Origin of the sequence: Haloferax sp. Atlit-6N (assembly GCF_003383195.1) — an archaeon.
In the GTDB taxonomy this organism is placed as follows: Archaea; Halobacteriota; Halobacteria; order Halobacteriales; family Haloferacaceae; genus Haloferax; species Haloferax gibbonsii.
Genome location: NZ_QEQJ01000001.1, coordinates 1269708 through 1295860, shown reverse-complemented (window position 1 = coordinate 1295860; position 26153 = coordinate 1269708). Strand labels below are relative to the sequence as shown.

Genomic DNA, 26153 nt, shown 5'->3' with positions numbered 1-26153 from the left:
TTTCAAGTCCTGTAGCGTGCGAATTGCTATCTACGTTCCGGAAACGATTATCTCCTCAGACGGCGTCCATATGCCTCGGTGAAAAAACACATGATGCGACGTACCAACCCCTTCGACGATTTCGAGGAACTGTTCGAGCGAATGTCCCGCCAGTTCGACGAGATGGGACGGCAGTTCGACCGTTCGGGCGTGATGGCGCAGGTCCGCCACGAGATGGCAATCGACGTCACCGACCACGACGGCGAAATCGTCGTCACCATCGACCTCCCGGGCTACGAGAAGGAGGACATCTCCCTGTCGGTCGCCAACCGCACGCTGACGGTCGACGCGACGCGCGAACTCGACGAGGAACGCGCCGACGGCGAATACCTCCGCCGCGAGCGCCGCCACGAGTCCGCCCGCCGCACGATTCGCCTCCCCGAGTCGGTCGACGAGGACGGCGCGTCCGCCGGCTACCACAACGGCGTCCTGACGGTCACCCTCCCCAAGCGCGACGTCGAACCCGACGACTCCCGCCGCATCGACATCGACTGAGCCGGCGTCGCCGCCCCGATACCCGCTGGCGCGTCGCCCGCGACAGGCTCTCTCTTGGTGGGTCGCTCGCTGCTTTCGTTTCCGTTTTCGTTCCCGTTTTCGTTTCTTTGCCCGCCCGTCGGCGCGTTTCGGTCGCGATTTGCGCCGTCAGTTCTGTACCGGTCTCGATTCTGGCGAAACGAGGACTCGACGCCGTTTCGCGGCCAGTCTCTCCCGTTTGTCTCGTGCCACCGTGTGGCAATATCTGCCGCAATCAGACAGCCACACAAGTCGAGTATAGGAGTTATTTTAGGCCGGGGTACCACTACCACGGATATGGACTACGACCCGCAGGAACTCGAAGCGCGTTGGCGGGAGCGCTGGTCCGAGACCGGCCGATACGAGGCCGACCCGGACGCAGACGCCGACGACGCGACGTTCGTGACGGTGCCCTATCCGTACCCCAGCGGCGGGATGCACATCGGGCACGCGCGGACGTACACCGTTCCCGACGTGTACGCTCGCTACCGACGACAGCAGGGCGACAACGTCCTGTTTCCCATCGCGTGGCACGTCACCGGCACGCCCATCATCGGCGCGGTCGAGCGCCTGAAAAACCGCGAGGAGAAACAGCTCTCGGTTCTGACCGACACCTACAACGTCCCCGAGGACACGCTTTCGGACCTCGAATCGCCCATGGGCTGGGCGCGGTACTTCATCGAGGAACACTACAAGAAGGGGATGCAGTCGCTCGGTCTGTCGGTGGACTGGCGGCGCGAGTTCACCACGAACAACGAGCGCTACTCGAAGTTCGTCGAGTGGCAGTACCGGACGCTCCGCGAGCGCGGGCGACTGGAGAAGGGCCTCCACCCCGTCAAGTTCTGTACGAACGAGGAACAGCCGGTCACGACCCACGACCTGCTCGAAGGCGAGAACGCCGAGTTCCAGGAGTACACGCTGGTCCGCTTCGGCTGGGAGCGAGACGGCGGCGACGTGGTCGTCCCGATGGCGACCCTGCGCCCCGAGACGGTCCGCGGCGTGACCAACGCCTACATCGACCCCGAGGCGACCTACGTGGTCGCCGAGGTCGACGGCGAGACGTGGTTCGTCTCCGAGTACGCGGCCGACAAACTCGAATATCAGGCCCGCGACGTGGAGGTTCTCGAAACCGTCGAGGGTGCCGAACTCGTCGGCCAGACGGTCGAGAACCCCGTCACCGGCGACGACGTGCTCGTCCTGCCGGCCGACTTCGTCGACGCCGACAACGCGACGGGCGTCGTCATGTCCGTCCCGGCCCACAGCCCCGACGACTACGTGGCGCTGCAGGAGGCCAAGGCCGACGCCGACTACCTCGAATCGTTCGGCATCGACCCCGCCGACGTGGCGGCCATCGAACCGATTCCGATTCTCGACATCAACTCCGAGGACGACGCGTACGGCGAGATTCCCGCGAAGTCGGCCGTCGAGAACCGCGGAATCGAGTCCTCTGACGACCCCGCCCTCGAAAAGGCCACGAAGGACCTCTACAACAAGGAGTTCCACGCGGGTCGCCTCAAAGAGTTCTACGGCGACTACGCCGGCGGCCTCGTCGAGGAGGTCCGCGACGACTACAAGGCCGACGGCATCGAGGCCGGCCAGTTCGACGTGATGCAGGAGTTCTCCGAGGAGGTCGTCTGCCGCTGCGGCGGCGACGTCGTCGTCGCCGAACAGGACACGTGGTTCCTCTCGTACGACGACGAGGACTGGAAGCGACTCGCCCACGACGTGGCCGACGGGCTGGACGCCATCCCCGAGAACACCCGCGACGAGTACCACCACACCATCGACTGGCTCAACGGGTGGCCGTGTATCCGCAACTACGGCCTCGGAACCCGCCTGCCGTGGGACGACCAGTTCGTCATCGAGCCCCTCTCGGACTCGACCATCTACATGGCGTACTACACCATCGCCCACCGCCTGCAGGAGATTCCGACCGAGGAACTCACCCAGGAGTTCTTCGACGCGCTGTTCTACGGGGCCGACGCGGTCGACGACGCCCCCGAGAAAGCGCTCGAACTGCGCGAGGAGTGGGACTACTGGTACCCCGTCGACTACCGGTTCTCCGGAAACGACCTCATCACGAACCACCTGACGTTCTACCAGTTCCACCACGGCGAACTGTTCGACGAGCCGCAGTGGCCCCAGGGCATCGTCATCATGGGCATGGGCCTGCTCGAAGGCCAGAAGATGTCGTCCTCGAAGGGTCACGTCGTCCTCCCCGGCGAGGCCATCGGCGAGTACGGCGCGGACACCGTCCGCTTCTTCCTGCTCAACTCCGCGGAGCCGTGGCAGGACTACGACTGGCGCGACGACCTCGTCGGCTCGGTTCACGACCAGCTCGAACGGTTCTGGAACCGCGCGCAGGAGATTATCGCCGACCCCGGACCGGACGAGCGGCCCGAACTGGAGACGGTCGACCGCTGGCTCCTGTCGAAGCTGCAGGACACCGTCCGCGACGTGACGACCGCGATGGACGAGTCCGAGACGCGCTCGGCCAGTCAGGCGGCGTTCTACAACTTCGAGGAGTCGCTGCGGTGGTACCGCCGCCGGACCGACCTCGACCGCCCGGCCGCGAAGTGGACGCTCCGGACGGTCCTCGAAACCCGTCTGCGCCTGCTCGCGCCGTTCATCCCGTTCATGACGAACGAGCTGCACGAGCAGTTGACCGGCACGCCCGCGGAGGACGCGCCATGGCCCGAACCGGACGCCGAGTTCGAAGACGAGCCGGTCGAACTCGAAGAGCGACAGGTCGAGCGCCTGACCGAGGACGTGCGCGACATCATCGACGTGACCGACTCCGACCCCGACACCATCCGGGTCTACGTCGCCGCCGACTGGAAGCGCGACGTGTTCGAGACGGTCGTCGACAACGGCGACAACGTCGGCGCAATCATGGGTCAGGTCATGCAGGACCCCGACCTCCGCGAGAAGGGCAACGACGTGAACGACCTCGTGCAGGACCTCGTCGACCAGACCCGCGGGCGCGACGAATCGACGCTCCGCGCGCAGCTCGAACTGGACGAGGCCGGCACCTACGAGCGCGCGGCCGACTTCCTCGCCCGCGAGTTCGACGCCGAGGTCGAGGTGTTCGCCGAGGACGACCCCGACATCGTCGACCCCGCCGACCGCGCCTCGAAGGCGATTCCGTTCCGCCCCGCGGTCCACCTCGAATAGCCGGGCGCGCCGCGACACGACCGGATTCTATTTTTCAGCGCTGATACGCAGCCGCGAGCACTGCTAAAAACGCCAACTGAGCCGACTATCCGGGCGCTCCCCTAGATTTACGGTATCACATACGATAATTAACACATGCTGTGCGAGGCATGCGAAGTCGAGATGTATCGCGTGGACGACGAAAAGCGGACCGACCTCGAAGACAGGCGGACCTACGAGTGCCCCGACTGCGGCGCGACCGAAGAGCGGGCGAAGTACCGACATTGGTGAGGTCGGCCCCGCGGTCCGGCGTTCGGTTTATCGTCTCGCCGAACTAACACTATTTCATGAGCGAAGACGACTCGCTGAGCCTCGCACAGAAGGCCTACCACACCGTTACGCCGGGGACCCGACCGCGGACGAACAGCGAGATGGACTCCATCGGGTGGACGATGTTTCTCATCCTCGTCGTCCTGATGGTTCCGTTCTTGCCCTTCATCGCCATCGTCTACGTGCTCTCGAAGGTGTTCGGCTACCTCAACGCACAGCGGGGGCCGAGCCCGTAGCTCGGGGGTCGGACCGCAAAAGAGAACGGTGAATGCCAGCAGCGTCGGGTCGGTCGACCTTACTCGGCGAGACCGAGGAGGTCGAACGCGTAGCCGTTGTCGTTCTCGAACGCGTGCTCGTAGGCGACGTGGGCCGCCGCGACGTCCTGAATCGCGAGTCCCGTGGAGTCGAAGACGCTGATGCCGTCGGCGTCGGTGCGGCCGTCGAGGTTCCCGAGGACGATGTCGCCGATTGCGCCGTAGATGTCGTCGTCGGTGAGGACGCCCTGATTGTACGGGACGTTGATTTCGCCGGAGTGGGTGGTCTGGGCGTGGTCGTCGATGACGAGCTTGGCGTCCAAGAGCACCTCGTCTGCGAGTTCGTGTTTGCCCTCGGCGTCGGCACCCATCGCGTTGATGTGGGTGTGGTCGCCGACCGCGTCGCGCGGGACGATGGGCGACTCGACGGGCGTCACCGTCGACAGCACGTCACAGCTTGCGGCCTCCTCGATGGAGCCGGCGCGGATGTCGAACTCGTCTTCGAAGGCGTCGATGAAGTCGGCGACGCGCTCCTCGTCGAGGTCGGAGATGACGACTTCCTCGATGTCGCGGACCTCGCTGATGGCGCGAAGCTGCGTGTACGACTGGACGCCCGCGCCGACGATACCCATCGAGGAGGCGTCCTCGACGGCGAGGTAGTCGGTGGCGACGGCCGCAGCCGCGCCGGTGCGGAGCATCGTGAGCTCCGTCCCGTCGAGGAGCGCCAGCGGGAAGGCGTTCTCGGGGTCGGAGTAAATCATCGTGCCCATGACGGTGGGCAGGTCGTACTTGTCGCCGTTGTCGGGGTGGACGTTGACCCACTTGATGCCAGCGGCGTCCCAGTCGCCCGCGTCTAAGTAGGCGGGCATCGACCGGAAGTCGCCGTTGTACTGCGGCAGGTCGATGTAGGACTTCGGCGGCATCTGGGCGTCGCCGGACTCGTAGGCGGCGAAGGCGTCCTCGATGGCCGAGATGAGCTCCGGCATCTGGACGTTCTCGTGAACGTCGTCCTTGTTCAACAGCAGCGTCTTGCGCATAGAGACACGTTGCCGTACCTGCTACTTAGTTCGTTCCATTTCTGAACACAAATGCAAGTGTATCTGAGAAAGTGAGATAATTATCCAACTTCTCTGACATCGGTGAATCAGCGTGGGGCTCTCGTCCGATCGTCGCGAGAGTCGGAATCGACGCTCATCGGTTGCTTCTCCCCCGCGTACCGTCGTTCGGAGGCGCAGCCGCGGCTCTTCGGATGCTCGGCAGCCGCTTTGCGCCAAAAAATGAGTGATTCGTCGCGCGGTGCAGGCGTCGGGGGATGGGTGAAAGGCGTTAGCCGATTTTCACATCGCGCCGCCCATACCGCCCATGCCGCCCATGCCACCCATGCCGCCGGGTGCGCCGCCCTCGTCGTCGTCGTCGCCGCCGGTGGAGAGGTCACCGGCCGCGATGATGTCGTCTATCTTGAGGACGAGGTTCGCGGCTTCGGAGGCGGAGGCGACGGCCTGCTCCTTCGCGTGAGCCGTCTCGACGACGCCCGCTTCGAACGCGTCTTCGACCTCGCCGGTGAAGACGTTCAGCCCGGCGCGGACCTGACCCTCTTCGTGGGCCGCGCGGAGGTCGACGAGCGTGTCGATGGAGTCGAGACCGGCGTTCTCCGCGAGGACGCGCGGGACGAGTTCGAGCGCGTCGGCGAACGCCTCGACCGCGAGCTGCTCGCGGCCGGAGACGGAGTCGGCGTAGTTGCGGAGGCGCGAGGCGAGTTCGACCTCGATAGCGCCGCCGCCGGCGAGCACTCGACCGTCGGCGACCGTCGACGCGACGACGTCGAGGGCGTCCTGGACGCCGCGTTCGAGTTCGTCGACGACGTGGTCGGTGGAGCCGCGGAGCAGGAGCGTGACGCCGTGGACGTCGTCGCCGATGCCCTCGACGTAGAACAGCTCGTCGGCCTCGTCGCGGCGGATGGAGGCGCGACCGAGGTCGCCGGCCTCGATGGAGTCGAGGTCGGAGACGACCGCCGCACCGGTGATGTTCTTGAGGAAGCGGATGTCGGACTTCTTCGTCCGGCGGACCGCGAGGATGCCCTGCTTCGCGAGGTAGTGCTGGGCGAGGTCGTCGATGCCCTTCTGGCAGAAGACCACGTCAGCGCCGGAGTCGACGATCTGGTCGACCTTCGCCTTCAGCTGGGCCTCCTCCTGGTCGAGGAACTTCTGGAGCTGGTCGGGGCTCTCGATGGAGACGTTCGTGTCGATATCGGTCTCCTCGACCTCGACGGGCTCGTTGAGCAGCAGCACGTCGGCCTCGTCGAACTGGACCGGCATGTCGTCGTGGACGGGGTCCTTGTCGATGACGGCACCGGTGAGGAGCTCGGACTCGGACGCCGAGCGACCGGTCTGCGTCTCGATGGAGATGTTCTCGAGGTCGACGACGTGGGAGCCATCGTTGGCTTCGACGGTGACCTGTCGGACGGCGCGGACGATGAGGTCCGCGAGCAGCTCCTTGTTGAGCTCGGAGCTCTTGCCCGTCATGGAGGTCTCGGCGACCTTCTTCAGGAGTTCCTCGTCGTCGGGGTCGACGCGCTCCGCGATGTTGTCGATTTCCTCGCGCGCCTTCTCGGAGGCGAGGTTGAAGCCGCGGATGATGGCCGTCGGGTGGATGTCCTGTTCGAGGAGGTCCTCGGCGTTCTTGAGGAGTTCACCCGCGATGGCGACCGCCGTCGTCGTTCCGTCGCCGGCTTCGTCCTCCTGCGTCTCGGCGACCTCGACGATCATCTCGGCCGTCGGGTTGTCGATGTCCATCTCCTTGAGGATGGTGACGCCGTCGTTCGTGATGGTGACGTCGCCCATCGAATCGACGAGCATCTTGTCCATCCCCTTCGGGCCGAGTGTAGAACGTACCGCCTCGGCGACTGCTCGTGCGGCGCGGATGTTGTACGCCTGCGCGTCGCGGTCCTTGACGCGCTGTGCATCCTCGCCCATGATGATCATCGGCTGACCCTGCTGCATTCGCTGGCTCATAGACAGGCCTTGATTGTTTGTGATTCTATAAAAAAGCTTCGCCGACGAATCGAGCACTGAACTCCGCGCGTTCGCCGCGTTATCCCGGTAACCGCGCGACAGATGCCTTCTCTCGGGTGTTCGGGGAGTTACTGTGGTACGTCATTTCACACCACAATTCTGTCCCGGCCGGGGCGCTTTATACGCTACTCTTCGACCGGCTCTTTCCAGTGGACCGTCACCGTTCCGACGGCGAACGCGTCGTCGCCGTCGTCGTCGCGGACGACTCGGATGGTGTTCGAGCCCTCGACGAGGCTCGCGCCGGTGACGGTATCGACCCAGTACTGCCAGCCGTCGCCCGGCGGGATGTCGAACCCCGAAAGCGAGTCGCCGTTGATTCGAATCTCGTGGCCGTACTCGCCCACGTCGAACGCCTGAATGCCGAGGTACGGCTCTCGCGGGTCGTCGGTCGGGACGTCGAACTCGAACGTCGCCGTCTCGTTTCCGGCGTCGTCCGCCCAGTCGAGGTCCAGCGTCTCTCCTTCGGGGTGGAGGTGCGACCCGATAAACACGGTCGCGTAGTTCGCGCGGTGGTGCACGCTCACACGTTCTGTTGCGCCCGATAAAAATTCGCGTGGTCGGCGGTCGCGCCGTCAGTCGTCGTCGGGGAGTTCGTCCGCGAGGAACTCGCCGTCGGTCTCGTCTCTCGCGGCGTCGAGCGGGGGCTCGTCGTCGTCTTCGTCTAACACCGATAACTCTCGTTCGTACAGCCGCTCGGTGAGCTGGGTCCGCTTGTTGAGGCCCTTCTTCTCGCGGCCGGTCTTGGTGTCAGGCATTGTCAATCGTGGTATCGTATCCCATGGAGATGAATGTTTTGTCCGAACAGTTGATACGGTCGCTTCTGTGGCGGTACCGTAGGTTGGGTCTGTGGTAGTGCCTCGGGTCGCGTCGAACTGGGGGTGCCCTGCCAGTTTCGACGTAAGTGGTCCTTGGCGTGCGGGGCCATAGACTCCGGCGACGGTTCTCGCCGGCCGGCGATTGCGGGAGAAGCTATGTGCTCCGGATGCGAAGGTGAGGGATTTGAGCCTCAGTCGCTCACGACTCGCGGCTCCGCCGTTCGTCTCACTGCGACACTTCGTGTCGCACATTGCTCACTCTGTTCGCTTCGCTCCTTGGTTCAGATCCTCCGGCGGCGTTCTCCCGAACTCGCCGCCCGCAGCGCGACGAGACGCGCTGCTACGTGAGTTGAGTTCGGAAGAAGCGCCAGGAGAGGGATTTGAACCCCCGATCCCAGAGGGAACACGCTTTCCAGGCGTGCGCCTTACCGCTCGGCCATCCTGGCTTACAACGCAACGTTCCCGCCTGGATAATTTAAGCCCTTCCTTTCCGTTCGAGTCGCGGTTCGATGACGTATGTCACGGACCCAACGGCGACGCCGGACGCGACCGCCACCGCGGCGACCGCCCCGAACGACACGTCGATGCCGAGTCCGAGGAGGACCGCGCCCTGCGCGAGGACGCCCACGAGGAGGAGGCTCGCTGCGCCCCACGCGAGCGCGGACCGGACGCGGCGGGCCACGTTACTCCTCGTCGACGACGGCGACGGCCTCGATTTCGACGCCGACGCCCTTCGGCAGGTTGCCGACCTCGACCGCCGAGCGGGCCGGCGGCTCCTCGTCGAAGTAGGTCGCGTACGTCTCGTTCATCTCCTCGAAGTCGTCGATGTCGGCGAGGAACACCGTCGTCTTCAGCACGTCGCTCGCGTCCGCGCCGGCCTCCGCGAGGATGGCCATCACGTTGTCGAGCGACTGCGTCGTCTGCGTCGCGATGTCCTCGTCGTCGAGGAGTTCACCGTCCGGCGTCAGCGGAATCTGCCCCGCCGTGTAGAGCAGCGAGCCGTTGGTCGTCGCCTGACTGTACGCACCGACCGCGGCCGGCGCTTCGTCGGTCTCGATGACGCGCTTCATACGCGGTGGATTTCGCCACGACGTGATAAAATAGGGTGGAACGACCGGGTCCGCGGCGGGGCGAGCCGGTCGCAGCCCGTCAGTTAGACCGACTTCCCGGAGAGGCTGATGCCGGTCGTGAGGACGCCCGAAGCGAACAACAGTCCCATCCCGAGGGCGGTGACCACGTCGCCGTCTTGGAGTGCGAACCCCGCGACGGCGACGCTGACGGCGACCAGTCCGAGGCCGAGGAGGGTCAGCGGTTTCGTGAGCGATTCGGTGGTTGGGGTTGTGTTGGGGAGCGTAGCCATGGGTGGATTGGTTGTGGGGGAAAGGTCGATTGCAGTCGGTCAGGAGTACGATTCGCCGGTTTCGATTGGCCCGCTGAACGTCGAGTAGAGGATGCCGAAGTAGGCGAACACGAGCGGCAACAACAGCGCCGACGCGACGCTCATAATGTTCAGCGGGAGCACCGAGACGATGGCGTCCGCGACGGTCAATCCGGTCGCGGGGTCGGCCAAGGGGAACATGAGCGTCGCCACGAGCGCGACGAACGCGAACACGAGGACCGGCACGGTCGCGAACGCGAGCGTGTAGCGCCCGTCGCGGAGCGCGAGCAGGTAGCCCGCCGCGGCAGCGAGGCTGACGACGACGAGCGCCAGCGGAATCGGCGCGAGGACGCCGAGGTCGGGGCGGACGGCGACGAGGTAGCCGAGCGTGACGACGACGAGCGCGAGGTAGGCGGCCATCGCGCGCGGGCCGTAGTCGGCCACGTCGCGCTGGAGGCTCCCGCGGGTCTTCATGGCGAGGAAGCCGACGCCGGCGACGACGGTGAGCGCGACGACGGCGAGGCCGACGACGACGCCGGGCAGCGACAGGAGCGACTCGACGCCGAGGAGCCAGTGGGCGACGAACACGCCGAGGAGGAACGGCGCGCTCACGCTGCCGACGACGAATGCCCGACCCCACCACGTCTGCCACGCCTCGTCGTGGCGCTGTTCGTACATCTCGGGGGCGAGCCCGCGGAGGATGAGCGCCCCGAGGATGGCGAACATGAGCAGGTAGTGGCGGCTGAAGAGGTTCGCGTACACCGCCGGGAACGCGGCGAACAGCGCGCCACCGAAGACGACGAGCCACACCTCGTTGCCGTCCCAGAAGGGGCCGATGGCGGCGAGCAGCGTCTCGCGCTCCTCGTCGTCGTCGCGGGTCGCGAAGATGGCCCCGACGCCGAAGTCGAAACCGTCGAGGAACAGGAACATCCCGAGGATGAAGAAGACGAGCCCGAACCACAGCTCCTGCAGCGGCAGGCCGAAGAGCGGGTCGGTGGCGAACGCGCCGTAGTCAGTCATCGCCGGTCACCCCCGCGGGGGAAGCGGTCTCCGCGCCCGCCGCCGTCTCGTCGACGCTCGGCGGTCCCTCGCGGATGATGCGGCGAATCACGTAGGTGTAGAGCGCGAGCAGGCCGGAGTACACGACCGCGAAGCCGACGAGCGTGAGCGTCGCCTCGAAGCCGGTGAGCCCCGGTGAGACGCCGTCTGCCGTCTTGAGGACGCCCTGGATGACCCACGGCTGTCGGCCCACCTCGGTGACTATCCAGCCGACCTCGACGGCGAAGATGCCGAGGAGCGACGACCCGACGAACGCCTTGTGCAACAGGTCGTCGTCGTACAGGTCGTCGGTCCACCAGCGGTAGGCCGCCCAGAAGGCCAACAGGATGAACCAGAAGCCGGCGGCGACCATGAGCCGGAACGACCAGAAGACGATTGCGACCGGCGGGGCCTCCGTGTCGAACTCGTTCAAGCCGGTGATTTCGGCTTGGGGGTCACCCCCGCTCGCCAGCCACGACGCCCCGCCGGGAATCCCGATGCCGAGCAGTTCCTTGGCGCGCGGGTCGGTGATGTGTTCGAGGCTCGTCGGGATGGCGAAGATGTACTCCGGGACGTAGCTGTCGGTCTCCCAGACGGCCTCCATGGCGGCGAACTTCTGCGGCTGGGTCTCGTAGACGTGGCGGCCGTAGGCGTCGCCGTGAATCGCCTGAAACGGTGCGGTCACGAGCAGGACGACGAGCGCGATTTTGAGCGTCTTCCGCCAGAAGCGCGCGCCCTCGCGGTCGTCGTCGGCGTCGATGCCGCGCTGCCAGACGTGGTACGCCGCGACGCCGGCCATGAACAGCGCGACCGACAGCACCGCGGCGTTCTGCATGTGGACGAACATCCACGGGAACCGCGGGTTGGCGTACGCCGCGATGGGGTCGACGAGCGAGACGACGAGCTGGCCGCTTTCGCGCGCGAGTTCGTATCCTCGCGGCGTCTGCATCCAGGAGTTGGCGACGAGAATCCACACCGCCGAGAGCCACGTACCGAGGCCGACGGCGACGGCCGAAACCATGTACAGGGCGTCCGAGACCTTCTCGCGGCCGAAGACGAACACCCCGAGGAACGTCGCTTCGAGCATGAACGCCATCATCCCCTCGGTGGCGAGCGGGCCGCCGAACAGCTCGCCGGCCGCCGTCGAGAACGCCGCGAAGTTCGTCCCGAACTCGAACTCGAGGACGATGCCGGTCACGGTGCCGACGACGAACGAGACGGCGAAAATCTTCGTCCAGAACCGCCTGAGCTGTTCGTACACGGGGTCGTCGGTTCGGATATCCTTCCACGTGAAGTAGATGAGGAAGGGCGCGAGGCCCATGCTCATCACCGGGAAGATGATGTGGACGATGGTCGTGAGCGCGAACTGCAGCCGACTGGCGATGACTGGGTCGAGCATGGTTGGGTGCGGGGTCGCTGGCGCCGAGGCGAACCGGGAAGCGGGGACTTCCTTGTTAAAGGCCTTCGTATTGGGGGAGAGTCAATCCCCGCATGCTTCCCACGAACTGAAAATCATCGTAGGCGGGGTCTCCCGCCCGAATTCGACATAATCGTCCGGGTAGAAACGCGGAGCTCTGTTGAAATCCTCAGACCGTGACAGGAAGTGCGCGCAACATACAAGATGAGTTCAGCACACACTCATCGGGTGGCGATGATGACACCGACCGAATCAGTGATAATCTCGACATCGGCGAGCGTGAAGCCTGCACCTGCGAGGAGATTAGCGATGGTTCCCATCGATGGCAGTGTCTCGTAATCGCTTGGGGACTGCACCGGCCCGAAGTGCATCTTGTCGGCCACGACCATGCAACGCGGATTCAACGCCGTGAGTCCGTCGATGGCAGCGCGTAATTCGTCCTCACCACCCTCGTTGTAGGCCATGTACAGAGCGTAGCTCGCAACGACGACATCCACCGGTTCCTCAACGTTCGGTTCACGAAACGACCCGCGGTCAAACGAGACGTTCTCGATACTGCGACGCTCAGCCTTCTCACGAGCGTATCGGAGCCACTCGTCGTAGATGTCCTGTCCTAACACGTGGTCACACTTCGACGCAAGTTCGAGCGCGACGATACCTGTGCCCGTACCGATATCGACTACGGTATCATCGCCCTCGATGGGTGCGTGCGTGAGGAAATAGGACAGACACCTCTGGTACACCTCGTCTGCCTCGCAGTCCGCATCGTAGTCCATCGGGGTGTAGCCGTCATACTCGTGTTCCGTGCTGGCCATCGGTACGTCGAATAGGATGTACTGGGAGATAAGGGTCTCAAGAATCATCCCTGACACGTACGGCCGATTCGCGCCCTCTGTTCAGCACGGCCTCGAAAAACTATCAGTGGCTGGTGATTTCAACAGAGCCAAAAGCGGCGTTCGTCGGATTCCACGAATCGACGAAGATATGTCCGGACAGTTCGGATTTAGAACATGAACCTCCTGTGGCAGGCCGGGTACGCCGGAGCCGTGGTTCTCGGCGTCGCGTACCTCGTTTTCCCCGCGCGAGTCCACGCGTTCGGGTTCGAGTTCCTCCGCCGCTCGCCCTCGGAGGAGTCCCGCGAGTCCGACGCTCCCGTCTGGCTCTCCCGCGGCATCGGTGCGCTCCTCGTGTTTATCGGTGTCACTGGACTCGTCTGAGCGGCCGGCCTCGAACCCGGTTCCCGACCGCTCTCGGCGACGCGGTCAGTCGAGGACTTCCACGTCGTAGCCCGCGTCGCGGAGCTCTCCGAGGAGCGAATCGACGTGGTCGGGCCCGCGCATTTCGAGGTCGATTTCCACTTCCGTCGCGTTCAGCGCGATTTTCCGGGAGGTGCGGTCGTGCCTGACGGCGTAGATGTTCGCCTTCTCCGCGGCGATGATTTCGATGAGCTGTTCGAGCGAGCCGGGGCGGTCCTTCAGTTCGGTCCGAATCTTGAGGTACCGACCCGTCTCGACGAGGCCGCGCATCACCACGGTCGTCAGCGTGTTCATGTCGATGTTGCCGCCGCACAGCGCGGGGACGACGACCTCGCCCTCCTCGTAGTCGAACTTCTGGAAGACGAGCGCCGCGAGCGCGACGGCCCCCGCGCCCTCGACCAGCGTCTTCGAGCGTTCGAGCAGGTAGGTCAGCGCCACGGCGATTTCCTCGTCGGAGACGGTGACGACCTCGTCGACGCGCTCGCGGATGACCTCGAAGGGCTTGTCGCCGATTCTGCGGACGGCGATGCCGTCGGCGATGGTGTCGACCTCGTCGATGGTCTGAATCGACCCCTTGTTCAACGAGTCCGCGGCGCTGGAGGCCTGCTCGGCCTGCACGCCGATGACGCGGGCGTCGGGGAACTGCGCTTTGATCGCCGTCGAGATGCCGGAGATGAGGCCGCCGCCGCCGATGGGGACGACCACGGTGTCGAGGTCGGGGCAGTCCTCCGCGATTTCGAGACCGATAGTTCCCTGTCCGGCCATGACGTACTCGTCGTCGAAGGCGTGGACGTAGGTCCGGCCCTCGTCCGCCTCGATTTCGTGGGCCTTGGCCTGCGCCTCGTCGTAGTCGTTGCCGTAGAGGACCACGTCGCCCCCGTAGCGTTCGGTGGCTTTCACCTTCGAAATCGGCGCGTACTCCGGCATGACGATTTTCGAGTTCACGCCCGCTCGCGACGCCGCGAGCGCGACGCCCTGCGCGTGGTTGCCGGCGCTCGCGGTCACGACGCCGGCGTCTTTCTCCTCGTCGGAGAGCGTGGTGATGCGGTTCGTCGCCCCGCGAATCTTGAACGACCCCGTGCGCTGGGAGTTCTCCAGTTTCAGGTACACCTCTGCACCCGTCATCTCCGAGAAGGTGTGCGAGTACTCCAGCGGTGTCCATCGGGCGACCGCTTCGACGCGCTCGCGGGCGGCGCGTACGTCGTCAAGCGTGAGCATGGTCAGAAATCGCCCGTGTCTGTGTTTAATCGTTCGGGAACTCGTCCGTATCAGGGCCGTGATGTCAACCCTCATGGTCGTCGGTTGAGGACTCGGATTCGGCTCCGTCGACGCGCGCCGTCGCCGTCGCTCGCCGGTCGGGAAAGGGGAAAGGGGGAATGCACGCGTGTGACGTGCAACTGTCTTTCTGGTCCCCGTGCATATAAACGTCCCCCACCCGGAGTGAAAGTGAAACCGCACGACAGCGGCGACCCATCGATCGCGTATGACACCCGTCATTCGCGCGTCGCATCGAGAGTGCCCGACGGGACCGCCGCTTCCGATACCGTCAACTGCGCGAGGTCCGTGGCCTCGGCATGAACCTCGGCCGCCTCCGGCGGGTCTGGAAGCGTATCTTCTCGCTCGCCTGGCCGGTGATGGCCGAGCAGACCGCCCAGACGGCGATGCGGACCGTGGACGTGGCCGTCACCGCCGCGCTCTCTCCCGCCGCGGTCGTCGCTATCGGCCTCGCCGACCTCTACGCCCGGTTTCCCCTCCGAATCGGTCTCGGACTCGGCGGCGGCGCAATCGCGCTCTCCAGTCAGGACACGGGGAGCGGCGCGGACGCCAACCGGAGCGAGGCAATCTCGACGGCGCTCCTCCTCGCGTTCCTCGCGGGCGTCCCGTTCCTGATTTTCGGGTTCACGCTGGGCGAGGCGGCCATCGGCGCGTTCCCCGCGAGCGACAGGGCGGTCGCCTTGGGTACGACGTACCTCGCGGTCATCTTCGCCACCTCGCCCGCCCGGTTGGTCTCGCTCGTCGGCTCGCGGTCGCTTCAGGGCGTCGGCGACACCCGGACGCCGATGCTGGTCAACGTCTTCGCCAACGTCGTCAACATCGGGCTGTCGGTCGGTCTCGGCTTCGGCCTCGTTGGCCTGCCCGCGCTCGGCGTGTTGGGCGTGGGACTCGCGACCTCGACCGCCAACGTCCTCTCGGCGGGACTGCTCCTCGCCGCGCTCGCCCGACCCGCGTCGCCGACCTCGCTGGTTCGGCCCCGCGACCGGACGGTCGCCAGCCAACTCGTGCGTATCGCCACCCCGCGGGTCGGCGAGGGCCTCGCCGCCGAACTCGCCGAGTTCCCGTTCAACGCCCTGCTCCTCGGCTTCGGCGACGCCGTCAACGCCGGCTTCCAAATCGGCCGCCGGGTCTACCAGCAGGTCGCCAGCCCGCTGGCGCGCGGCTACAACGTCGCCGCCAGCGTCCTCGTCGGGCAGGCGCTCGGGGCAGGCGACAGCGAGACCGCGCGGTATCAAGGCGGGGCGGTGGCGCTCCTGTCGGTCGCCACGGTCGGCGGTATCGGGCTCTTCCTCGCGGCGTTCACCGAGCCCATCGTCGGCCTCGTCGGCTCCGGCGGCGGCGCGGACCTCGAATGGGCCGTGAAGTTCGCCGTCGCCTACGGCCTCGCCGCGCCGGGTCTGGCGCTCTTCGTCGGTCTCTCCGGGTCGCTGCAGGGCGCGGGCGCGACGCGAATCCCCTTCGTCGCCCGGCTGACCGGGGTGTTCGGCTTCTTCGTCGGCGCGTCCTACCTGCTCGTCGAGGTGTTCGGCTACGGCCCGCTCGGCGCGCGAATCGGCATCGTCCTGTCGTTCACGTGGATGGGGCTGTTCGCGCTCGTGGCGTTCTACCACGCCGACTGGGCGGGCCACGCCGACTCGCTCATGGTCGAACGCGGGAGCGTCGGCGTCGACGACGCGGGCGAAGACGACTGACCGCGAGACGGAACCGGCGACGCGGAACGGCGCGGAGAACGCGGAAGCGGGAACGGGAGCGACCGCGGGGGACGACGCGTCGCTCCGGGAGACGGGGAACGGGAAAAAGTCGCGTGCGATTCGTCGACTCGCTGCCTATCGCTCGTCGACCGACGGGAAGTCGAGACCCTTCTCGCCGGTGTAGCGGGCGCGGGGGCGGATGAGGCGGTTGTCCTCGTACTGCTCGAGGACGTGCGCTATCCAGCCGCCGACGCGCGAGACGGCGAAGATGGGGGTGTAGAGGTCGATGGGGATGCCCATCTGGTAGTACGTCGACGCGGAGTAGAAGTCCACGTTCGGCGCGAGGCCCTTCTCCTCGCCGATGTACTCCTCGATGGCGACCGACATCTCGTACCACTTCATGTCGCCGGCGGCCTCGCCGAGCGCCTCGGACTTCGCGCCGAGAATCTTCGCGCGGGGGTCCTTGACGTTGTAGACGCGGTGGCCGAACCCGGCGACGCGCTCGCCGCGGTCGAGGGCGTCTTTGACCCACTCGGTCGGGTCCATGTCGCTGTCGTCGACGTCCTTCAGCATCCGCATGACGTTCGCGTTCGCGCCGCCGTGGAGCGACCCCGAGAGCGTGCCGATGGCGGACGTGACCGCGCTGTAGAGGTCAGAGAGCGTCGAGGACGTGACCATCGCGGAGAACGTCGAGGCGTTCAGGCCGTGGTCGGCGTGGAGCACGAGCGCCATGTCGAACGTCTCGGCGAGCACCTCGTTCGGCTCCTCGCCGTTGAGCATGTAGAGGAAGTTCGCCGCGTGATTCAGGCTCTCGTCGGGTTCGACGTAGTCGTCGCCGCGACGGAAGCGGGCGTAGGCCGCGAGCACCGACGGCATCTTCGCCGTGATGCGCTTTGCCTTCTCGAGGTTGACCTCGCGGTCGGTCACGTCCTCGAAGTCGGCGTTTTCGTCGTACGCCGACATCGAAGAGACGAGCGTTCGGAGCGCCGCCATCGGCGACTCGTCCTGCTCTGCGAGCTCGCGCGTCACGTCGAGAATCCCGTCGTCGAGGCCCCGGTGGGCCGCCAGCTCGTCGGAGAACGCGTCCAGTTCCTCGCGCGTCGGCAGCTCTCCGTGCCACAGGAGGTAGAGTACCTCCTCGTAACTTGCGTCCCGTGCGAGGTCTTCGATGTCGTAACCGCAGTAAACGAGTTGTCCCGCGTCGCCGTCGATGAAGCTGAGTTTCGATTCGGTGACCAGCACACCTTCCAGCCCCCGCTTCAGTTCGCCTGACATACCCAGAACGTTGCCTACCATATCAAAAAAGCGTTATCGTTTTCACTCATATGTTATCGACCGCCATACACATACAACGGCAGCCCCGTCTGCCGATTTCGTGGGCAGTCGGTGTCTAAAATAGTGTTCGACGATTGTCGTTGTTTTCGGTGCCCTTATACGGGGTTCACCGAGGGAGCCGCGCGCGGTTCGGGCGACCCGCGGAGTCATATGCGCCCGCGACGTAGTTCTCTCGAACCACGTGGCACCACTATTCCTGGCAAGCCTTTTGCCGTCCCGTCGTGAAGGCGGGCGCATGAATCCGGAGGACATCGAGTACGAGCCTGTCAGCGTCAAGGCCGTCCTCGCCGAGATGAAAGACACCGCGGAGTTACTCATCGACCTCTCGTACTCCGCCGTCCTCCACGCGAACGACGACCTCGCGGCCGAGGTCCTCGACCTCGAAGAGCGGATGGACATCCTCCAACTGCAGGCGCGAATGAGCCTGATGATGGCGGCCCGGAGCCCCGAGGACGCGGAGGAACTCGCGCCCGTCCTCGGCGTCGTCGGCGCGGCCGAGAAGATTTCGGACGCAGCGGGCGACATCGCCAAGGTCGTCATCGAGGACATCGGCCTCCCGGACGCCATCCGCGCGGCGCTTCCGGAGGCGGTCGAGACGACGATTCGGTGCGAACTCACCGACGAGTCGCCGTACGCGGGTCGCACGCTCGGCGACATCAACATGGAGACCGAGACGGGCGTCCGCGTCGTCGCCATCCACCGCGCCGGCGAGTGGGTGACGAACCCCGACCACGAGACGGCGCTTCGCGCCGGCGACGTGCTCCTCCTCCGCGGCCGCGACGACGGCCTCCAGACCGTCCACGAGGCCGCCACGGGCCTCCGATACGACCCGCCGGACGTGCCGGAGCCGACCATCGAGGACCTCGAACGCGCCGTCGACTCCATCGTCCTGATGAAGGACATGAGCGAACTCGCGGTCGACCTCGCCTACGGCGCGGTGCTGTTCGACAGCGAGGGCGTCGCCGAGGAGGTCGAGGAGCTCGAAGCCGAGGTGGACGCGCTCAAGTCCCGGTTCGAGGCGTGGACGCTCCGCGCGGCGAGTCGGGTCGAAGACCCCGTCTCGCTCCGCGGACTCGTCCAACTCGCGAGCGCGACCGAGATGATTTCCGACGCCGCGCTCGAAATCGCCGAGGGCGTCCTCCGCGGCATCGACGCCCACCCGGTCGTCGCCGCCGCGGTCAAGGAGTCCGACGAGGTCATCATCCGCCTGCGGGTCGCCCCGAAAAGCGACCTCGCGGAGGCGACCCTCGGCGACCGGCGCGTCAAGTCCGAGACGGGGATGCGCGTCATCGCCGTCCGCCGGGCCGGCGGCCGCGAGTGGGTCGTCTCGCCGGGGTCGGAAACGCGGCTCCACGGCGGCGACCTCATCATCGCGAAGGGGACCAGAGCCGGCGCGGAGCGACTGGGCGAACTCGTCGGCGACGAGCGCGAGTTCGACGAGTAGGCCGGGGACCGAGCCGGTCCAGGCCGACCCGACTCAGCCAGACTCGACCGACCCGACCGATTCGACGGCTCAGAGCGTTTTACTCAGTCGATACGCCGAGACGAGCGTGAGCACTGTCGCGACGAGCAGCGCCGTCGCTGAGGCGAGGACGAACGCGAGGATGAGGAACCAGCCCTCGGGGCCGAGTATCGGGTACTCGCGGGTGCCGGCGAACGGGCCGAACAGTTCGAGGACCCGAAAGAGGTAGGCGACGACGGCCAACGCGAGGCCGACGGCCGCCCCGATAGCGGCGTTTCGTGGCACGTCAAGCGCCTGTACCAGTCCCCCCGTCGGCGGCCGTTCGGGAACGTCGTCTGTCACGGTCGCCGGTAGCGGCCGCGAGACCATAGCGGCAACGCTTTCCTCGGGGGCTCAGCGGACCGAACCCCTAAAGGGAGGCCGGTCCGAGGTTGGCGATATGATTACCTTGGGAACGGCGAGTGCGGCCCCCGGGGAGATGGACGTGGGCCGTCTCGAAGTCGGCGAGTCCCGCGACGGCGGGAGCGTCGGCCTACCCGTCGCCGTCATCAACGGCGCGTCGTCGGGCAAGACGCTCTACATGCAGGCGGCCTCGGACGGAGACGAACTCAACGGCGTCGGCGTCATCCAGCGGGTCGTCCCGCAGCTCGACCCCGCGGAGATTTCCGGCGCGATTCTCGTCGTCGGCATCGTCAACTACCACGCCTTTCAGGTCGCACAGCACCGCAACCCGATAGACGACACGAAGATGAACCGGGCGTACCCCGGCGACGAGCGCGGCACCTCCTCGGAGCGCATCGCGGCCGCGACGTTCGCCGCCGCCCGCGACGCCGACCTCATCGTCGACCTCCATCAGGGCTCGACGAGCCAGATGATAGACGAGGTCCGCGTCCGCTGCGGCCGCCACCACCGGATGCACGCGAAATGCCTCCGGCTCGCCAAGACGTTCGGCTGCGGCTACGTCCTCGACCAGAAGGGCCCGGACGGCCAGCTCGCCCGCGCCGGCCCGGACGCCGGCATCCCGACTATCGACCCCGAACTCGGCGGGTGCGTCGGCTGGGACGAAGAGAGCATCGAGAAGGGCGTCCGCGGCGTCTACAACGTCCTCCGCGGCTACGACTTCCTCGACGGCGACGTGGAGCTCGAAGCCCAGACCCGCGCCCGCGGCTTCGACCAGTACGGCTCGCCGGTCGGCGGCCTCGTCCGGTTCAAGCGCGACCTCGGCGAGCGCGTCTCCGCCGGCGACGTGGTCTTCGAGGTGACGGACGTGTTCGGGAAGCTCAAAGCCCGCGTCACCGCCGACCACGACGGCATCTTCTGGCGGGCGCGCCGCCTCCCGCAGGTCGCCTCCGGCGAGTACGTCTGCTCGGTCGGCATCGACCTCGACACGTACTGACTGCTGGCTCACTTCACCCGTACCACCTCACCTCACACCCACCTCACTTCCCATGACGACATCACACGACCTCCCCGCTCGGCTCCGACTCGCGTGCGACGCCTGCGGCGAGACGTACGACGCGTGGCGCTGGCGCTGCACCTGCGGCGAGCCGCTGGACTTCGCGGCCGACCCGACGCCGTCGGCGGCCGCCCCCGGCGACGCCGACCTCGACTACCGCGACGGGCTCTGGGCGTTCGACGAGTTCCTTCCGACCGAGCCGCGCGCGACCCTCGGCGAGGGGATGACGCCCCTCGTCGACGCCGCCGAGTGGGAGGCCTCGTTCAAACTGGAGTACGTCTTCCCCTCCGGCTCGTTCAAGGACCGCGGCGCGACGACGATGCTCTCTCTCGCCGCCGAACTCGGCGTCGAGCGCGTCGTCGAGGACTCGTCGGGCAACGCGGGGGCCGCCGTCGCGACCTACGCCGCGCGCGCCGGCATCGACGCCGAAATCTACGTGCCCGCGTCGGTCAAGCCCTCGAAGCTCCGCGCCATCGAGCGCGCCGGGGCCAAACCGGTCCGCATCGAAGGCACCCGGCAGGACGTGACCGACGCCTGCGTCGAGGCCGTCGAGGCCGACGACGCGTGGTACGCGAGCCACGCGTGGAACCCCGCCTTCTTCGCGGGGACGGCCACTGTCGCCTACGAAATCGCCGCCCAGCGCGACTGGTCTGTCCCCGACGCGGTCGTCACGCCGCTCGGCCACGGGACGCTCTTCCTCGGCGCGTACCGCGGCTTCCGCGCGCTCTACGAGGCGGGCTGGACCGACCGGATGCCCGAACTGTACGGCGCGCAGGCCGCCGGCTACTCGCCCATCGCCGACGCCCGCCACCACACGCCCGACGAGACCAACGACGTGGCCGACGGCATCCAGATTCTCGAACCCGTCCGCGAGGCACAGATTCACGAGGCGCTCGACGACACCGGCGGCGACGCCATCGCGCTCTCGTCCGACGCGGTCGAAGACGAACTCGACAGGCTCCACCGCCACGGCTTCTACACGGAGCCGACCTGCGCCGTCGCGCCCGCGGCGCTCCGCGAACTGCGGCTCTCGGGCGTCCTCGACCGCGACGCCGACGTGGTCGTGCCGCTCACCGGAAGCGGACTCAAGTCGTGAATCAGCTCAGAACACGGCTAACGTAGCGTCGCTCGCGACCGAAGCCAGTCGAACAGCGACCACCCGCGCCCCGCTTTTTCGTCTGTCTCTCCGGCCCCGCCGCGTCCTCGGGCTTCGAGGTCGCGTCGTCGCTCGCGCTCCGCGTCGAGTTCGTCGCGGAGTCGCTGGTTCTCGTCGACAGCCTCGTCGAGCCGCGCCCGGAGCTCGCTGAAGCGGTCGAACGCGTCGCGCTCGCCGACCGGCGACGCGGTGGTCGGCGGCGGTCCTCGTGGCTCACTCCCCGGGTCGTCGGACCGCCCGTCGAGCGCGCTGTCGGACCGGCCGTCCCCCCGTCGGTCCTCGTCCGTGGGCGTCGCCGCGGGCCGAACCGCGCTCGACCAGCCGGACGGGTCGTAGAACTCGCTCGTCTCTCGAATCGCGCGGTGGACCGTCTTCGCGCCGTAGGTCGACCCGTCCGCGTGCGCCACCTCGTCCCACTTCGGCCGAAAGAGCCCGCAGTCCCGAAACAGGCGGCACATCTGGCGCGCGTCGCCGGCCGTCCAGAACGCGAGAATCGAACACAGCGCCGCGTCAGCCTCGTCGCGGTCGTCGTAGCCGCTCGTGTCCCCCCGCCACAGATGGGTGAACTTCACGCCGTTCACGGCGGTCGACGCGCGGTCGATAACCTCGTCGTCCGCGAGGTCGTTGCCCGGGCCGCTCACCTCGTCGAGACGTGCGTCGACGGGCGCTCGGTCCGAATCCGGCGCGACCGACTCGACCGCCGGGGTCGGCGACGGCTCCGGGTCGGATTCGAAGTACGCGCCGTGAATCGCTGCGAGCACGTCGCTCCGCTCGGCAATCGCCGCGGACGTGCCCTCGAGTCGGTCGCCGGTCACGGGGAAAAAGCCCGCGTCGTCCGAGAGTCCGAGGCTTCCGGCTCGGTCACTCCCCGACGGGAGCGTCCCGCGGACGAGGACGTGATACCCCGTCCCCGAGGGATTTACCTCCGTGCGGGAGTCGAGGCGGTCGACGAGTTCCCACGCCCAGCGCTCGGTCGCGCCGGTCTCGCTGTCCCGGCACTCGCCGATGTCGACGACGACGAACGGGTCGTCGTCGGTGAAGACGTACCCCACCCCGTCGGCGGGGCCGTCCCGCGCGGACGCGAGCGCCTCGTCGAACGTCGTCCACGTCGACGGGTCGGTCACCGACGCGGGCCCGCCGGTCGCGTCCTTCAGAACCGTCGTTTCCGCTCCACCGCGCGTCTGTGTCCGCCACCCGACCCAGTTGGCCCGTTCGAGGAGGTCGTCCGGGAGCTGTTCCCGCGTCGGGAGTGGTGGCGTCATCGCTACTCCTGGTCTCGGGAGGGGCGAGAAAGGTGTTTCCCGCGAGCTATCTGTTTTGATAATTCGGGCTGGCTGCGAGGCGTCCGCTTGCGCGGCTCACACATCGGAACACGGGCCGATGCCCGCATCTCACTCGAAAATGATTATTGCGCGCGGGGCTTGCCCGCGGATTCGGTCTCGGTCGTCTTCGCGCCCTCGTAGGTGTTGAAGCCCAGCAGGGCGTTCAGCGGGCACTTCTGGGTGACCGCCGTGGCCGCGAGGACCGCTCCGACGAGGAGCGCCGCGACCGCGACGACGAGTCCGAGGGTCCCGGCCGCGATGGTCAGGAAGCCCGCGAGGCTCGCCGCCCCGACGACGATGAGCACCGGTCCGAGGACGGCGCGCGCGATGCGGTCGTAGCCGCCGACGTTCTTCTCCATGGTTGATTCACCGGCTCTAACTACGCGCTCCGCGGCTAAATCGTACATTGGTGGTTCCCGCGCCCGGAGAAGCGTGACTGTCGGGCCGGCCGACACGTCGGCAAACACTAACTCCCTCGGCCGCGTCTCCCCGCGTATGTCCCGGCTCGCGTTCCTCCTCCCCGGCGAAGACGACACGATCGGTCGGTTTCTGACGCTCACGCTCGTGATTTACGCCCTCATCAGCGGCTTCGAAATTCTCGGCGTCCTCTGGGCGATGTGTCTCGCGATGGCCGTCTGGACGCTCGCCACCGCGATTCAGGGGCTCCGGTACGGCTACCTCGAAGGCGCGACGTAGCCGTCGGCCTGCCGCGCCCGTCCCGACCCGCCAGCGTCGTTCCGTCTCCTATCCGCGACCGCCCCAGTCTATCCAGTCTTGTTCCCAGCCGTGGCCGGCGTGCCAGCCCCGGCCCTCGTACTCGGGGTCCTCGCGTCGCGTCCGGTTTCTGACGATGCTCCCCGTCTGCTCGCCGTCCACGAGCAGCGGTTTGAACGACAGCGGGCCGAACGATTCGGCCACCTCGCCGTCCTCGACGGCGACGAGCGTCTGCTCGCCGACGCCTTTCGGCATGACGAGTCGGCCGTCGTCGGCGAGTTGCGCGAGGAGTCGCGCGGGCGGGCGGACCGCCGAGGCCTCGACGAGGATGCGGTCGAAAGGCGCGTAGTCGGCCAGCCCCTCCGCGCCGTCGCGGCAGTCCACGAGGACGCCGCCGTAGCCGGCGCGCTGGAGGTTCTCGCGCGCCTCGTACACCAGAGAGCGCGTGATGTCGACCGCGTGGACGTGAGCGTCGCCGACGATTTCGGCGAGGACCGCGGCGGTGTAGCCGACGCCCGCGCCGACGACGAGCACCTCGTCGTCCGGCTGGGGGTCGAGCGCGGAGAGGAGGCGCGCGACCGTCGTCGGCGCGAGGATGGTCGTGTTCGTGTCGCGGTGCTCGGTCGGGCGGTTCTGATACGGCGAGTCGGTGACGAACTCGTGTCGCGGGACGCTGCGCATGGCGATGGAGACGGCCTCCGGGAGCGACTCCAGCGAGTGCTCCAGGCCGTCGACCATGTCGTCGCGCAGCACCGAGTTGTCCATAGCCGAACTCGGAGGTCGGTCCTAATCAACCGCACGCTCGCCGACGACCGCCTGCAGGTCGGTTCCCGGCACGTCTCGGACCGTACAGCCGCCGAATCCGGCCGATTCGACCCACGAGCGAACCGTCGGCTCGTCGTGGAGGTCGCCGCGGCCCGTGGCGAGCGCGTCCACCGCCCGCCCCGCGGTCGCCTCGGTCGAGCAGCGCCCGTGGAGACTATCGACGAACACCGCCGCACCGCCGGGTTCGAGGGCGTCGTGCGCGCCCGAGACGAGCGCCCGCGCGCCCTCGGGGTCGCGCCCGGCGAAGGCGTCGCCGGCGAAGACGAGGCCGAATCCCGTCGCCGGCGGGTCGGTCGGGTCGCCCGCGACGAGGTCAACGCCGGCGCGCGAGAGGAGCGGCCGGACGACTTCGACGGTGTCCGCGTCGTCGACGAGCGTCACGTCGCGGCCGCGGGCGACGAACTCGCGGGCGAAGACGCCCGACGCGCCGCCGAGGTCGAGGACGCGCGTCGCGTCGGGGGCCTCGCGGACCGCGGCGGTCACGCAGGCGCGGACGACCGACTCCCCGGCGGCGTCGTGCGCGCCGAGTCGGTTCCGAAGCCAGTCGTCCGGAAACGCAGGCGACTCGCCGGTCGCCATCGTCTCCGGGAGGTCGGCGTAGAGCGAAAAGCGGTCGAGCGCGTGCGGGAGGCGACCGATGGAGCGCACGTCGCGCTTGGCGAGGAAGCCGAGCGCGCGGTTGGTTATCTCGTACTCGTCGCCGACGCGCTTGATGAAGCCCATCGCGGCCAGCGCCTCGACGGTGATGCGGGCGGCTCGGGGGTCGATACCGGCGGTCTCGGCCACGTCCTCGGCGGTGCCGGCGCTCGTCGTGAGCGCGTCGATGACGCCGCTCTCGCGGGCGGCCCACAGGAGCGCGAGCGATTCGACCGACGACTGCGACCGGTCGCGGGTAGGCATGGTCGCACCGACGGGTCGGGAGACAAAAGGTCGTGCGTTGGGCGAGCGGAACGGCTCGTCGGCGGGTCGGTGTGGTTCGGTTCCGTCTTACCAGGCCGACCACGCCGCCGAGCTCTGGTCGCGGGCGTAGACGCGTTTCGCGTCCTTCGCGTACACCATGTCGCCGGGGTGGTCGAGCTTACCGTGGCGGTACTCCGGGGCGTCCGAGCGGACGACGAGGCCTTCGATTTCGACCTCCTCGTCGCCGAACGACTCGGTCTCGCCGACGACGAACTCGTAGTCGCCGGGGACGTTGACGGTGACGCTGCGGGTGTCCTCGCGCTTGCCGTCCTTCGGGTGGATGGTGACGTTGACCGCGACGTTGTCGACGACGCGGGTCCAGACGGTCTTCACGTCTCCGACCGCGGCCTCGTCGGCGCGCTGTTCGGGGCCGACTTCGATGCCCGTGATGCGCACGAGCTGAATCGCCTCGGGCGTGTCGACGATGAACTCGTCGCCGACCTCGACGGTCGCGCCGACCGGCGCGGGCACCCCGGTCGAGACGGAGTCGCCGTCCTGCGAGACGACGACGTTCATCTCGATTTCGTCGGGAATCTCGACGTTCTCCTTGTGGACGTGGCCGCATTCGGTACACCGGACGGTCGAGTGACCGCCGGGCTTCAGCACCTCGTGGACGGTGGGTTCGTCGGGCGAACACGTCGGGCAGGAGAGGGGGACGCGCTCGCCGGCGTCGGGTAGGCTCATACGGGTCGC

Annotated in this window: 27 protein-coding genes and 1 tRNA gene; 9 read left to right on the top strand and 19 right to left on the bottom strand. The window is 67.2% G+C overall.

What is annotated here, in order from left to right:
- Positions 1-90 precede the first annotated feature (90 nt).
- The 3 genes from hsp14 (at position 91) to DEQ92_RS06705 (ending at position 4271) form a co-directional block, all read left to right on the top strand.
- The gene (gene hsp14 / locus DEQ92_RS06715) at positions 91-534 is read left to right on the top strand and encodes an archaeal heat shock protein Hsp14 (RefSeq protein WP_004973439.1); all 444 of its coding nucleotides are present in this window, start codon (positions 91-93) and stop codon (positions 532-534) included.
- A gap of 315 nt (positions 535-849) precedes the next feature.
- The gene (leuS, locus tag DEQ92_RS06710) at positions 850-3726 is read left to right on the top strand and encodes a leucine--tRNA ligase (RefSeq protein WP_115804485.1); all 2877 of its coding nucleotides are present in this window, start codon (positions 850-852) and stop codon (positions 3724-3726) included.
- 326 nt (positions 3727-4052) lie between these two features.
- Positions 4053-4271, top strand: a complete 219-nt coding sequence (locus DEQ92_RS06705) for a hypothetical protein (protein ID WP_004973435.1) — start codon at positions 4053-4055, stop codon at positions 4269-4271.
- Between the two features lie 59 nt (positions 4272-4330).
- On the opposite strand, the gene DEQ92_RS06700 is transcribed toward DEQ92_RS06705, so the two are convergent.
- From DEQ92_RS06700 to DEQ92_RS06650, 11 genes are all read right to left on the bottom strand, one after another.
- The gene (locus tag DEQ92_RS06700; protein ID WP_004973433.1) at positions 4331-5326 is read right to left on the bottom strand and encodes an alanine dehydrogenase; all 996 of its coding nucleotides are present in this window, start codon (positions 5324-5326) and stop codon (positions 4331-4333) included.
- A 300-nt stretch (positions 5327-5626) separates the two neighbouring features.
- Positions 5627-7270 carry a thermosome subunit beta gene (thsB, locus tag DEQ92_RS06695; RefSeq protein ID WP_004973432.1) on the bottom strand — a complete coding sequence of 548 codons (1644 nt, stop codon included), beginning with the start codon at positions 7268-7270 and terminating at the stop codon, positions 5627-5629.
- 215 nt (positions 7271-7485) lie between these two features.
- Positions 7486-7878, bottom strand: a complete 393-nt coding sequence (locus DEQ92_RS06690) for a hypothetical protein (protein WP_049904984.1) — start codon at positions 7876-7878, stop codon at positions 7486-7488.
- 54 nt (positions 7879-7932) lie between these two features.
- Positions 7933-8115, bottom strand: a complete 183-nt coding sequence (locus DEQ92_RS06685; RefSeq protein WP_004973428.1) for a hypothetical protein — start codon at positions 8113-8115, stop codon at positions 7933-7935.
- A 425-nt stretch (positions 8116-8540) separates the two neighbouring features.
- A tRNA-Ser gene (locus DEQ92_RS06680) sits at positions 8541-8621 on the bottom strand.
- 29 nt (positions 8622-8650) lie between these two features.
- Positions 8651-8857 (bottom strand): hypothetical protein, encoded by a 207-nt coding sequence (locus DEQ92_RS06675; protein ID WP_004973426.1) that lies wholly within the window; start codon positions 8855-8857, stop codon positions 8651-8653.
- Position 8858: 1 nt separating this feature from the next.
- Positions 8859-9245, bottom strand: a complete 387-nt coding sequence (locus tag DEQ92_RS06670; RefSeq protein WP_008091676.1) for a RidA family protein — start codon at positions 9243-9245, stop codon at positions 8859-8861.
- Between the two features lie 83 nt (positions 9246-9328).
- Positions 9329-9535, bottom strand: coding sequence for a hypothetical protein (locus DEQ92_RS06665; RefSeq protein WP_008091679.1), 207 nt, complete (start codon positions 9533-9535; stop codon positions 9329-9331).
- A gap of 39 nt (positions 9536-9574) precedes the next feature.
- Positions 9575-10573: a cytochrome d ubiquinol oxidase subunit II gene (locus tag DEQ92_RS06660; protein WP_115818958.1), complete on the bottom strand. Its 999-nt coding sequence runs from the start codon at positions 10571-10573 to the stop codon at positions 9575-9577.
- Positions 10566-11990 carry a cytochrome ubiquinol oxidase subunit I gene (locus DEQ92_RS06655; RefSeq protein ID WP_008091682.1) on the bottom strand — a complete coding sequence of 475 codons (1425 nt, stop codon included), beginning with the start codon at positions 11988-11990 and terminating at the stop codon, positions 10566-10568. Before DEQ92_RS06655 ends, DEQ92_RS06660 begins: the two co-directional genes overlap by 8 nt.
- A gap of 239 nt (positions 11991-12229) precedes the next feature.
- A complete protein-coding gene (locus DEQ92_RS06650) occupies positions 12230-12871 on the bottom strand; it encodes a class I SAM-dependent methyltransferase (protein WP_049968038.1) in 642 nt (213 codons plus the stop codon).
- 147 nt (positions 12872-13018) lie between these two features.
- Between DEQ92_RS06650 and DEQ92_RS06645 the strand changes: the two genes are divergently transcribed.
- On the top strand, positions 13019-13225 hold the full coding sequence (locus tag DEQ92_RS06645; RefSeq protein ID WP_008091685.1) for a hypothetical protein: 207 nt from the start codon (positions 13019-13021) through the stop codon (positions 13223-13225).
- A gap of 45 nt (positions 13226-13270) precedes the next feature.
- Here the strand turns inward: DEQ92_RS06645 and ilvA are convergent, their stop codons facing one another.
- Positions 13271-14482 carry a threonine ammonia-lyase gene (gene ilvA, locus DEQ92_RS06640; RefSeq protein ID WP_004973413.1) on the bottom strand — a complete coding sequence of 404 codons (1212 nt, stop codon included), beginning with the start codon at positions 14480-14482 and terminating at the stop codon, positions 13271-13273.
- A gap of 356 nt (positions 14483-14838) precedes the next feature.
- On the opposite strand from ilvA, the gene DEQ92_RS06635 reads away from it, so the two are divergent.
- Positions 14839-16230 carry an MATE family efflux transporter gene (locus DEQ92_RS06635; protein ID WP_050458589.1) on the top strand — a complete coding sequence of 464 codons (1392 nt, stop codon included), beginning with the start codon at positions 14839-14841 and terminating at the stop codon, positions 16228-16230.
- 135 nt (positions 16231-16365) lie between these two features.
- Here the strand turns inward: DEQ92_RS06635 and citZ are convergent, their stop codons facing one another.
- The gene (gene citZ, locus DEQ92_RS06630) at positions 16366-17505 is read right to left on the bottom strand and encodes a citrate synthase (RefSeq protein WP_004973409.1); all 1140 of its coding nucleotides are present in this window, start codon (positions 17503-17505) and stop codon (positions 16366-16368) included.
- Between the two features lie 295 nt (positions 17506-17800).
- Between citZ and DEQ92_RS06625 the strand changes: the two genes are divergently transcribed.
- Positions 17801-19009, top strand: coding sequence for a potassium channel family protein (locus DEQ92_RS06625; protein WP_050458590.1), 1209 nt, complete (start codon positions 17801-17803; stop codon positions 19007-19009).
- Positions 19010-19078: 69 nt separating this feature from the next.
- Here DEQ92_RS06625 and DEQ92_RS06620 read toward each other — a convergent pair whose 3' ends face one another.
- The gene (locus DEQ92_RS06620; RefSeq protein ID WP_004973404.1) at positions 19079-19396 is read right to left on the bottom strand and encodes a hypothetical protein; all 318 of its coding nucleotides are present in this window, start codon (positions 19394-19396) and stop codon (positions 19079-19081) included.
- Positions 19397-19466: 70 nt separating this feature from the next.
- Between DEQ92_RS06620 and DEQ92_RS06615 the strand changes: the two genes are divergently transcribed.
- Together DEQ92_RS06615 and DEQ92_RS06610 are read left to right on the top strand one after the other, a co-directional pair.
- Positions 19467-20423, top strand: a complete 957-nt coding sequence (locus DEQ92_RS06615; protein ID WP_004973402.1) for a succinylglutamate desuccinylase/aspartoacylase family protein — start codon at positions 19467-19469, stop codon at positions 20421-20423.
- A gap of 52 nt (positions 20424-20475) precedes the next feature.
- Complete coding sequence (locus DEQ92_RS06610; RefSeq protein ID WP_115804490.1) at positions 20476-21579, top strand: pyridoxal-phosphate dependent enzyme; 1104 nt, start codon at positions 20476-20478, stop codon at positions 21577-21579.
- A 17-nt stretch (positions 21580-21596) separates the two neighbouring features.
- Here the strand turns inward: DEQ92_RS06610 and DEQ92_RS06605 are convergent, their stop codons facing one another.
- Positions 21597-22901, bottom strand: a complete 1305-nt coding sequence (locus DEQ92_RS06605) for a hypothetical protein (protein WP_115820595.1) — start codon at positions 22899-22901, stop codon at positions 21597-21599.
- 143 nt (positions 22902-23044) lie between these two features.
- A complete protein-coding gene (locus tag DEQ92_RS06600) occupies positions 23045-23320 on the bottom strand; it encodes a DUF2892 domain-containing protein (protein ID WP_004973397.1) in 276 nt (91 codons plus the stop codon).
- Positions 23321-23456: 136 nt separating this feature from the next.
- Here DEQ92_RS06600 and DEQ92_RS06595 point away from each other — a divergent pair, with 136 nt between their 5' ends.
- A complete protein-coding gene (locus tag DEQ92_RS06595; RefSeq protein WP_050458596.1) occupies positions 23457-23657 on the top strand; it encodes a hypothetical protein in 201 nt (66 codons plus the stop codon).
- Positions 23658-23705: 48 nt separating this feature from the next.
- Here the strand turns inward: DEQ92_RS06595 and DEQ92_RS06590 are convergent, their stop codons facing one another.
- The 3 genes from DEQ92_RS06590 to DEQ92_RS06580 all read right to left on the bottom strand — a co-directional run bounded on the left by DEQ92_RS06590 (position 23706) and on the right by DEQ92_RS06580 (position 26144).
- Positions 23706-24440: a protein-L-isoaspartate O-methyltransferase gene (locus DEQ92_RS06590; RefSeq protein WP_004973396.1), complete on the bottom strand. Its 735-nt coding sequence runs from the start codon at positions 24438-24440 to the stop codon at positions 23706-23708.
- A 21-nt stretch (positions 24441-24461) separates the two neighbouring features.
- On the bottom strand, positions 24462-25400 hold the full coding sequence (locus DEQ92_RS06585; protein ID WP_115820594.1) for a bifunctional 2-polyprenyl-6-hydroxyphenol methylase/3-demethylubiquinol 3-O-methyltransferase UbiG: 939 nt from the start codon (positions 25398-25400) through the stop codon (positions 24462-24464).
- Positions 25401-25487: 87 nt separating this feature from the next.
- Positions 25488-26144 (bottom strand): HVO_0476 family zinc finger protein, encoded by a 657-nt coding sequence (locus DEQ92_RS06580; protein WP_004973393.1) that lies wholly within the window; start codon positions 26142-26144, stop codon positions 25488-25490.
- Positions 26145-26153: the final 9 nt, after the last annotated feature.

Bases quoted from the DNA above. Each gene is read 5' to 3' on its own strand.
- DEQ92_RS06580 (WP_004973393.1), bottom strand. From the start codon at position 26,144: ATGAGCCTACCCGACGCCGGCGAGCGCGTCCCCCTCTCCTGCCCGACG.
- DEQ92_RS06625 (WP_050458590.1), top strand. From the start codon at position 17,801: ATGAATCCGGAGGACATCGAGTACGAGCCTGTCAGCGTCAAGGCCGTC.
- DEQ92_RS06660 (WP_115818958.1), bottom strand. From the start codon at position 10,573: ATGACTGACTACGGCGCGTTCGCCACCGACCCGCTCTTCGGCCTGCCG.
- leuS (WP_115804485.1), top strand. From the start codon at position 850: ATGGACTACGACCCGCAGGAACTCGAAGCGCGTTGGCGGGAGCGCTGG.
- DEQ92_RS06655 (WP_008091682.1), bottom strand. From the start codon at position 11,990: ATGCTCGACCCAGTCATCGCCAGTCGGCTGCAGTTCGCGCTCACGACC.
- DEQ92_RS06600 (WP_004973397.1), bottom strand. From the start codon at position 23,320: ATGGAGAAGAACGTCGGCGGCTACGACCGCATCGCGCGCGCCGTCCTC.
- DEQ92_RS06670 (WP_008091676.1), bottom strand. From the start codon at position 9,245: ATGAAGCGCGTCATCGAGACCGACGAAGCGCCGGCCGCGGTCGGTGCG.
- DEQ92_RS06645 (WP_008091685.1), top strand. From the start codon at position 13,019: ATGAACCTCCTGTGGCAGGCCGGGTACGCCGGAGCCGTGGTTCTCGGC.
- DEQ92_RS06605 (WP_115820595.1), bottom strand. From the start codon at position 22,901: ATGACGCCACCACTCCCGACGCGGGAACAGCTCCCGGACGACCTCCTC.
- DEQ92_RS06665 (WP_008091679.1), bottom strand. From the start codon at position 9,535: ATGGCTACGCTCCCCAACACAACCCCAACCACCGAATCGCTCACGAAA.
- DEQ92_RS06585 (WP_115820594.1), bottom strand. From the start codon at position 25,400: ATGCCTACCCGCGACCGGTCGCAGTCGTCGGTCGAATCGCTCGCGCTC.
- ilvA (WP_004973413.1), bottom strand. From the start codon at position 14,482: ATGCTCACGCTTGACGACGTACGCGCCGCCCGCGAGCGCGTCGAAGCG.
- DEQ92_RS06615 (WP_004973402.1), top strand. From the start codon at position 19,467: ATGATTACCTTGGGAACGGCGAGTGCGGCCCCCGGGGAGATGGACGTG.
- DEQ92_RS06635 (WP_050458589.1), top strand. From the start codon at position 14,839: ATGAACCTCGGCCGCCTCCGGCGGGTCTGGAAGCGTATCTTCTCGCTC.
- DEQ92_RS06685 (WP_004973428.1), bottom strand. From the start codon at position 8,115: ATGCCTGACACCAAGACCGGCCGCGAGAAGAAGGGCCTCAACAAGCGG.
- DEQ92_RS06620 (WP_004973404.1), bottom strand. From the start codon at position 19,396: ATGGTCTCGCGGCCGCTACCGGCGACCGTGACAGACGACGTTCCCGAA.
- DEQ92_RS06705 (WP_004973435.1), top strand. From the start codon at position 4,053: ATGAGCGAAGACGACTCGCTGAGCCTCGCACAGAAGGCCTACCACACC.
- DEQ92_RS06610 (WP_115804490.1), top strand. From the start codon at position 20,476: ATGACGACATCACACGACCTCCCCGCTCGGCTCCGACTCGCGTGCGAC.
- DEQ92_RS06595 (WP_050458596.1), top strand. From the start codon at position 23,457: ATGTCCCGGCTCGCGTTCCTCCTCCCCGGCGAAGACGACACGATCGGT.
- DEQ92_RS06650 (WP_049968038.1), bottom strand. From the start codon at position 12,871: ATGATTCTTGAGACCCTTATCTCCCAGTACATCCTATTCGACGTACCG.
- DEQ92_RS06700 (WP_004973433.1), bottom strand. From the start codon at position 5,326: ATGCGCAAGACGCTGCTGTTGAACAAGGACGACGTTCACGAGAACGTC.
- thsB (WP_004973432.1), bottom strand. From the start codon at position 7,270: ATGATCATCATGGGCGAGGATGCACAGCGCGTCAAGGACCGCGACGCG.
- citZ (WP_004973409.1), bottom strand. From the start codon at position 17,505: ATGTCAGGCGAACTGAAGCGGGGGCTGGAAGGTGTGCTGGTCACCGAA.
- hsp14 (WP_004973439.1), top strand. From the start codon at position 91: ATGATGCGACGTACCAACCCCTTCGACGATTTCGAGGAACTGTTCGAG.
- DEQ92_RS06590 (WP_004973396.1), bottom strand. From the start codon at position 24,440: ATGGACAACTCGGTGCTGCGCGACGACATGGTCGACGGCCTGGAGCAC.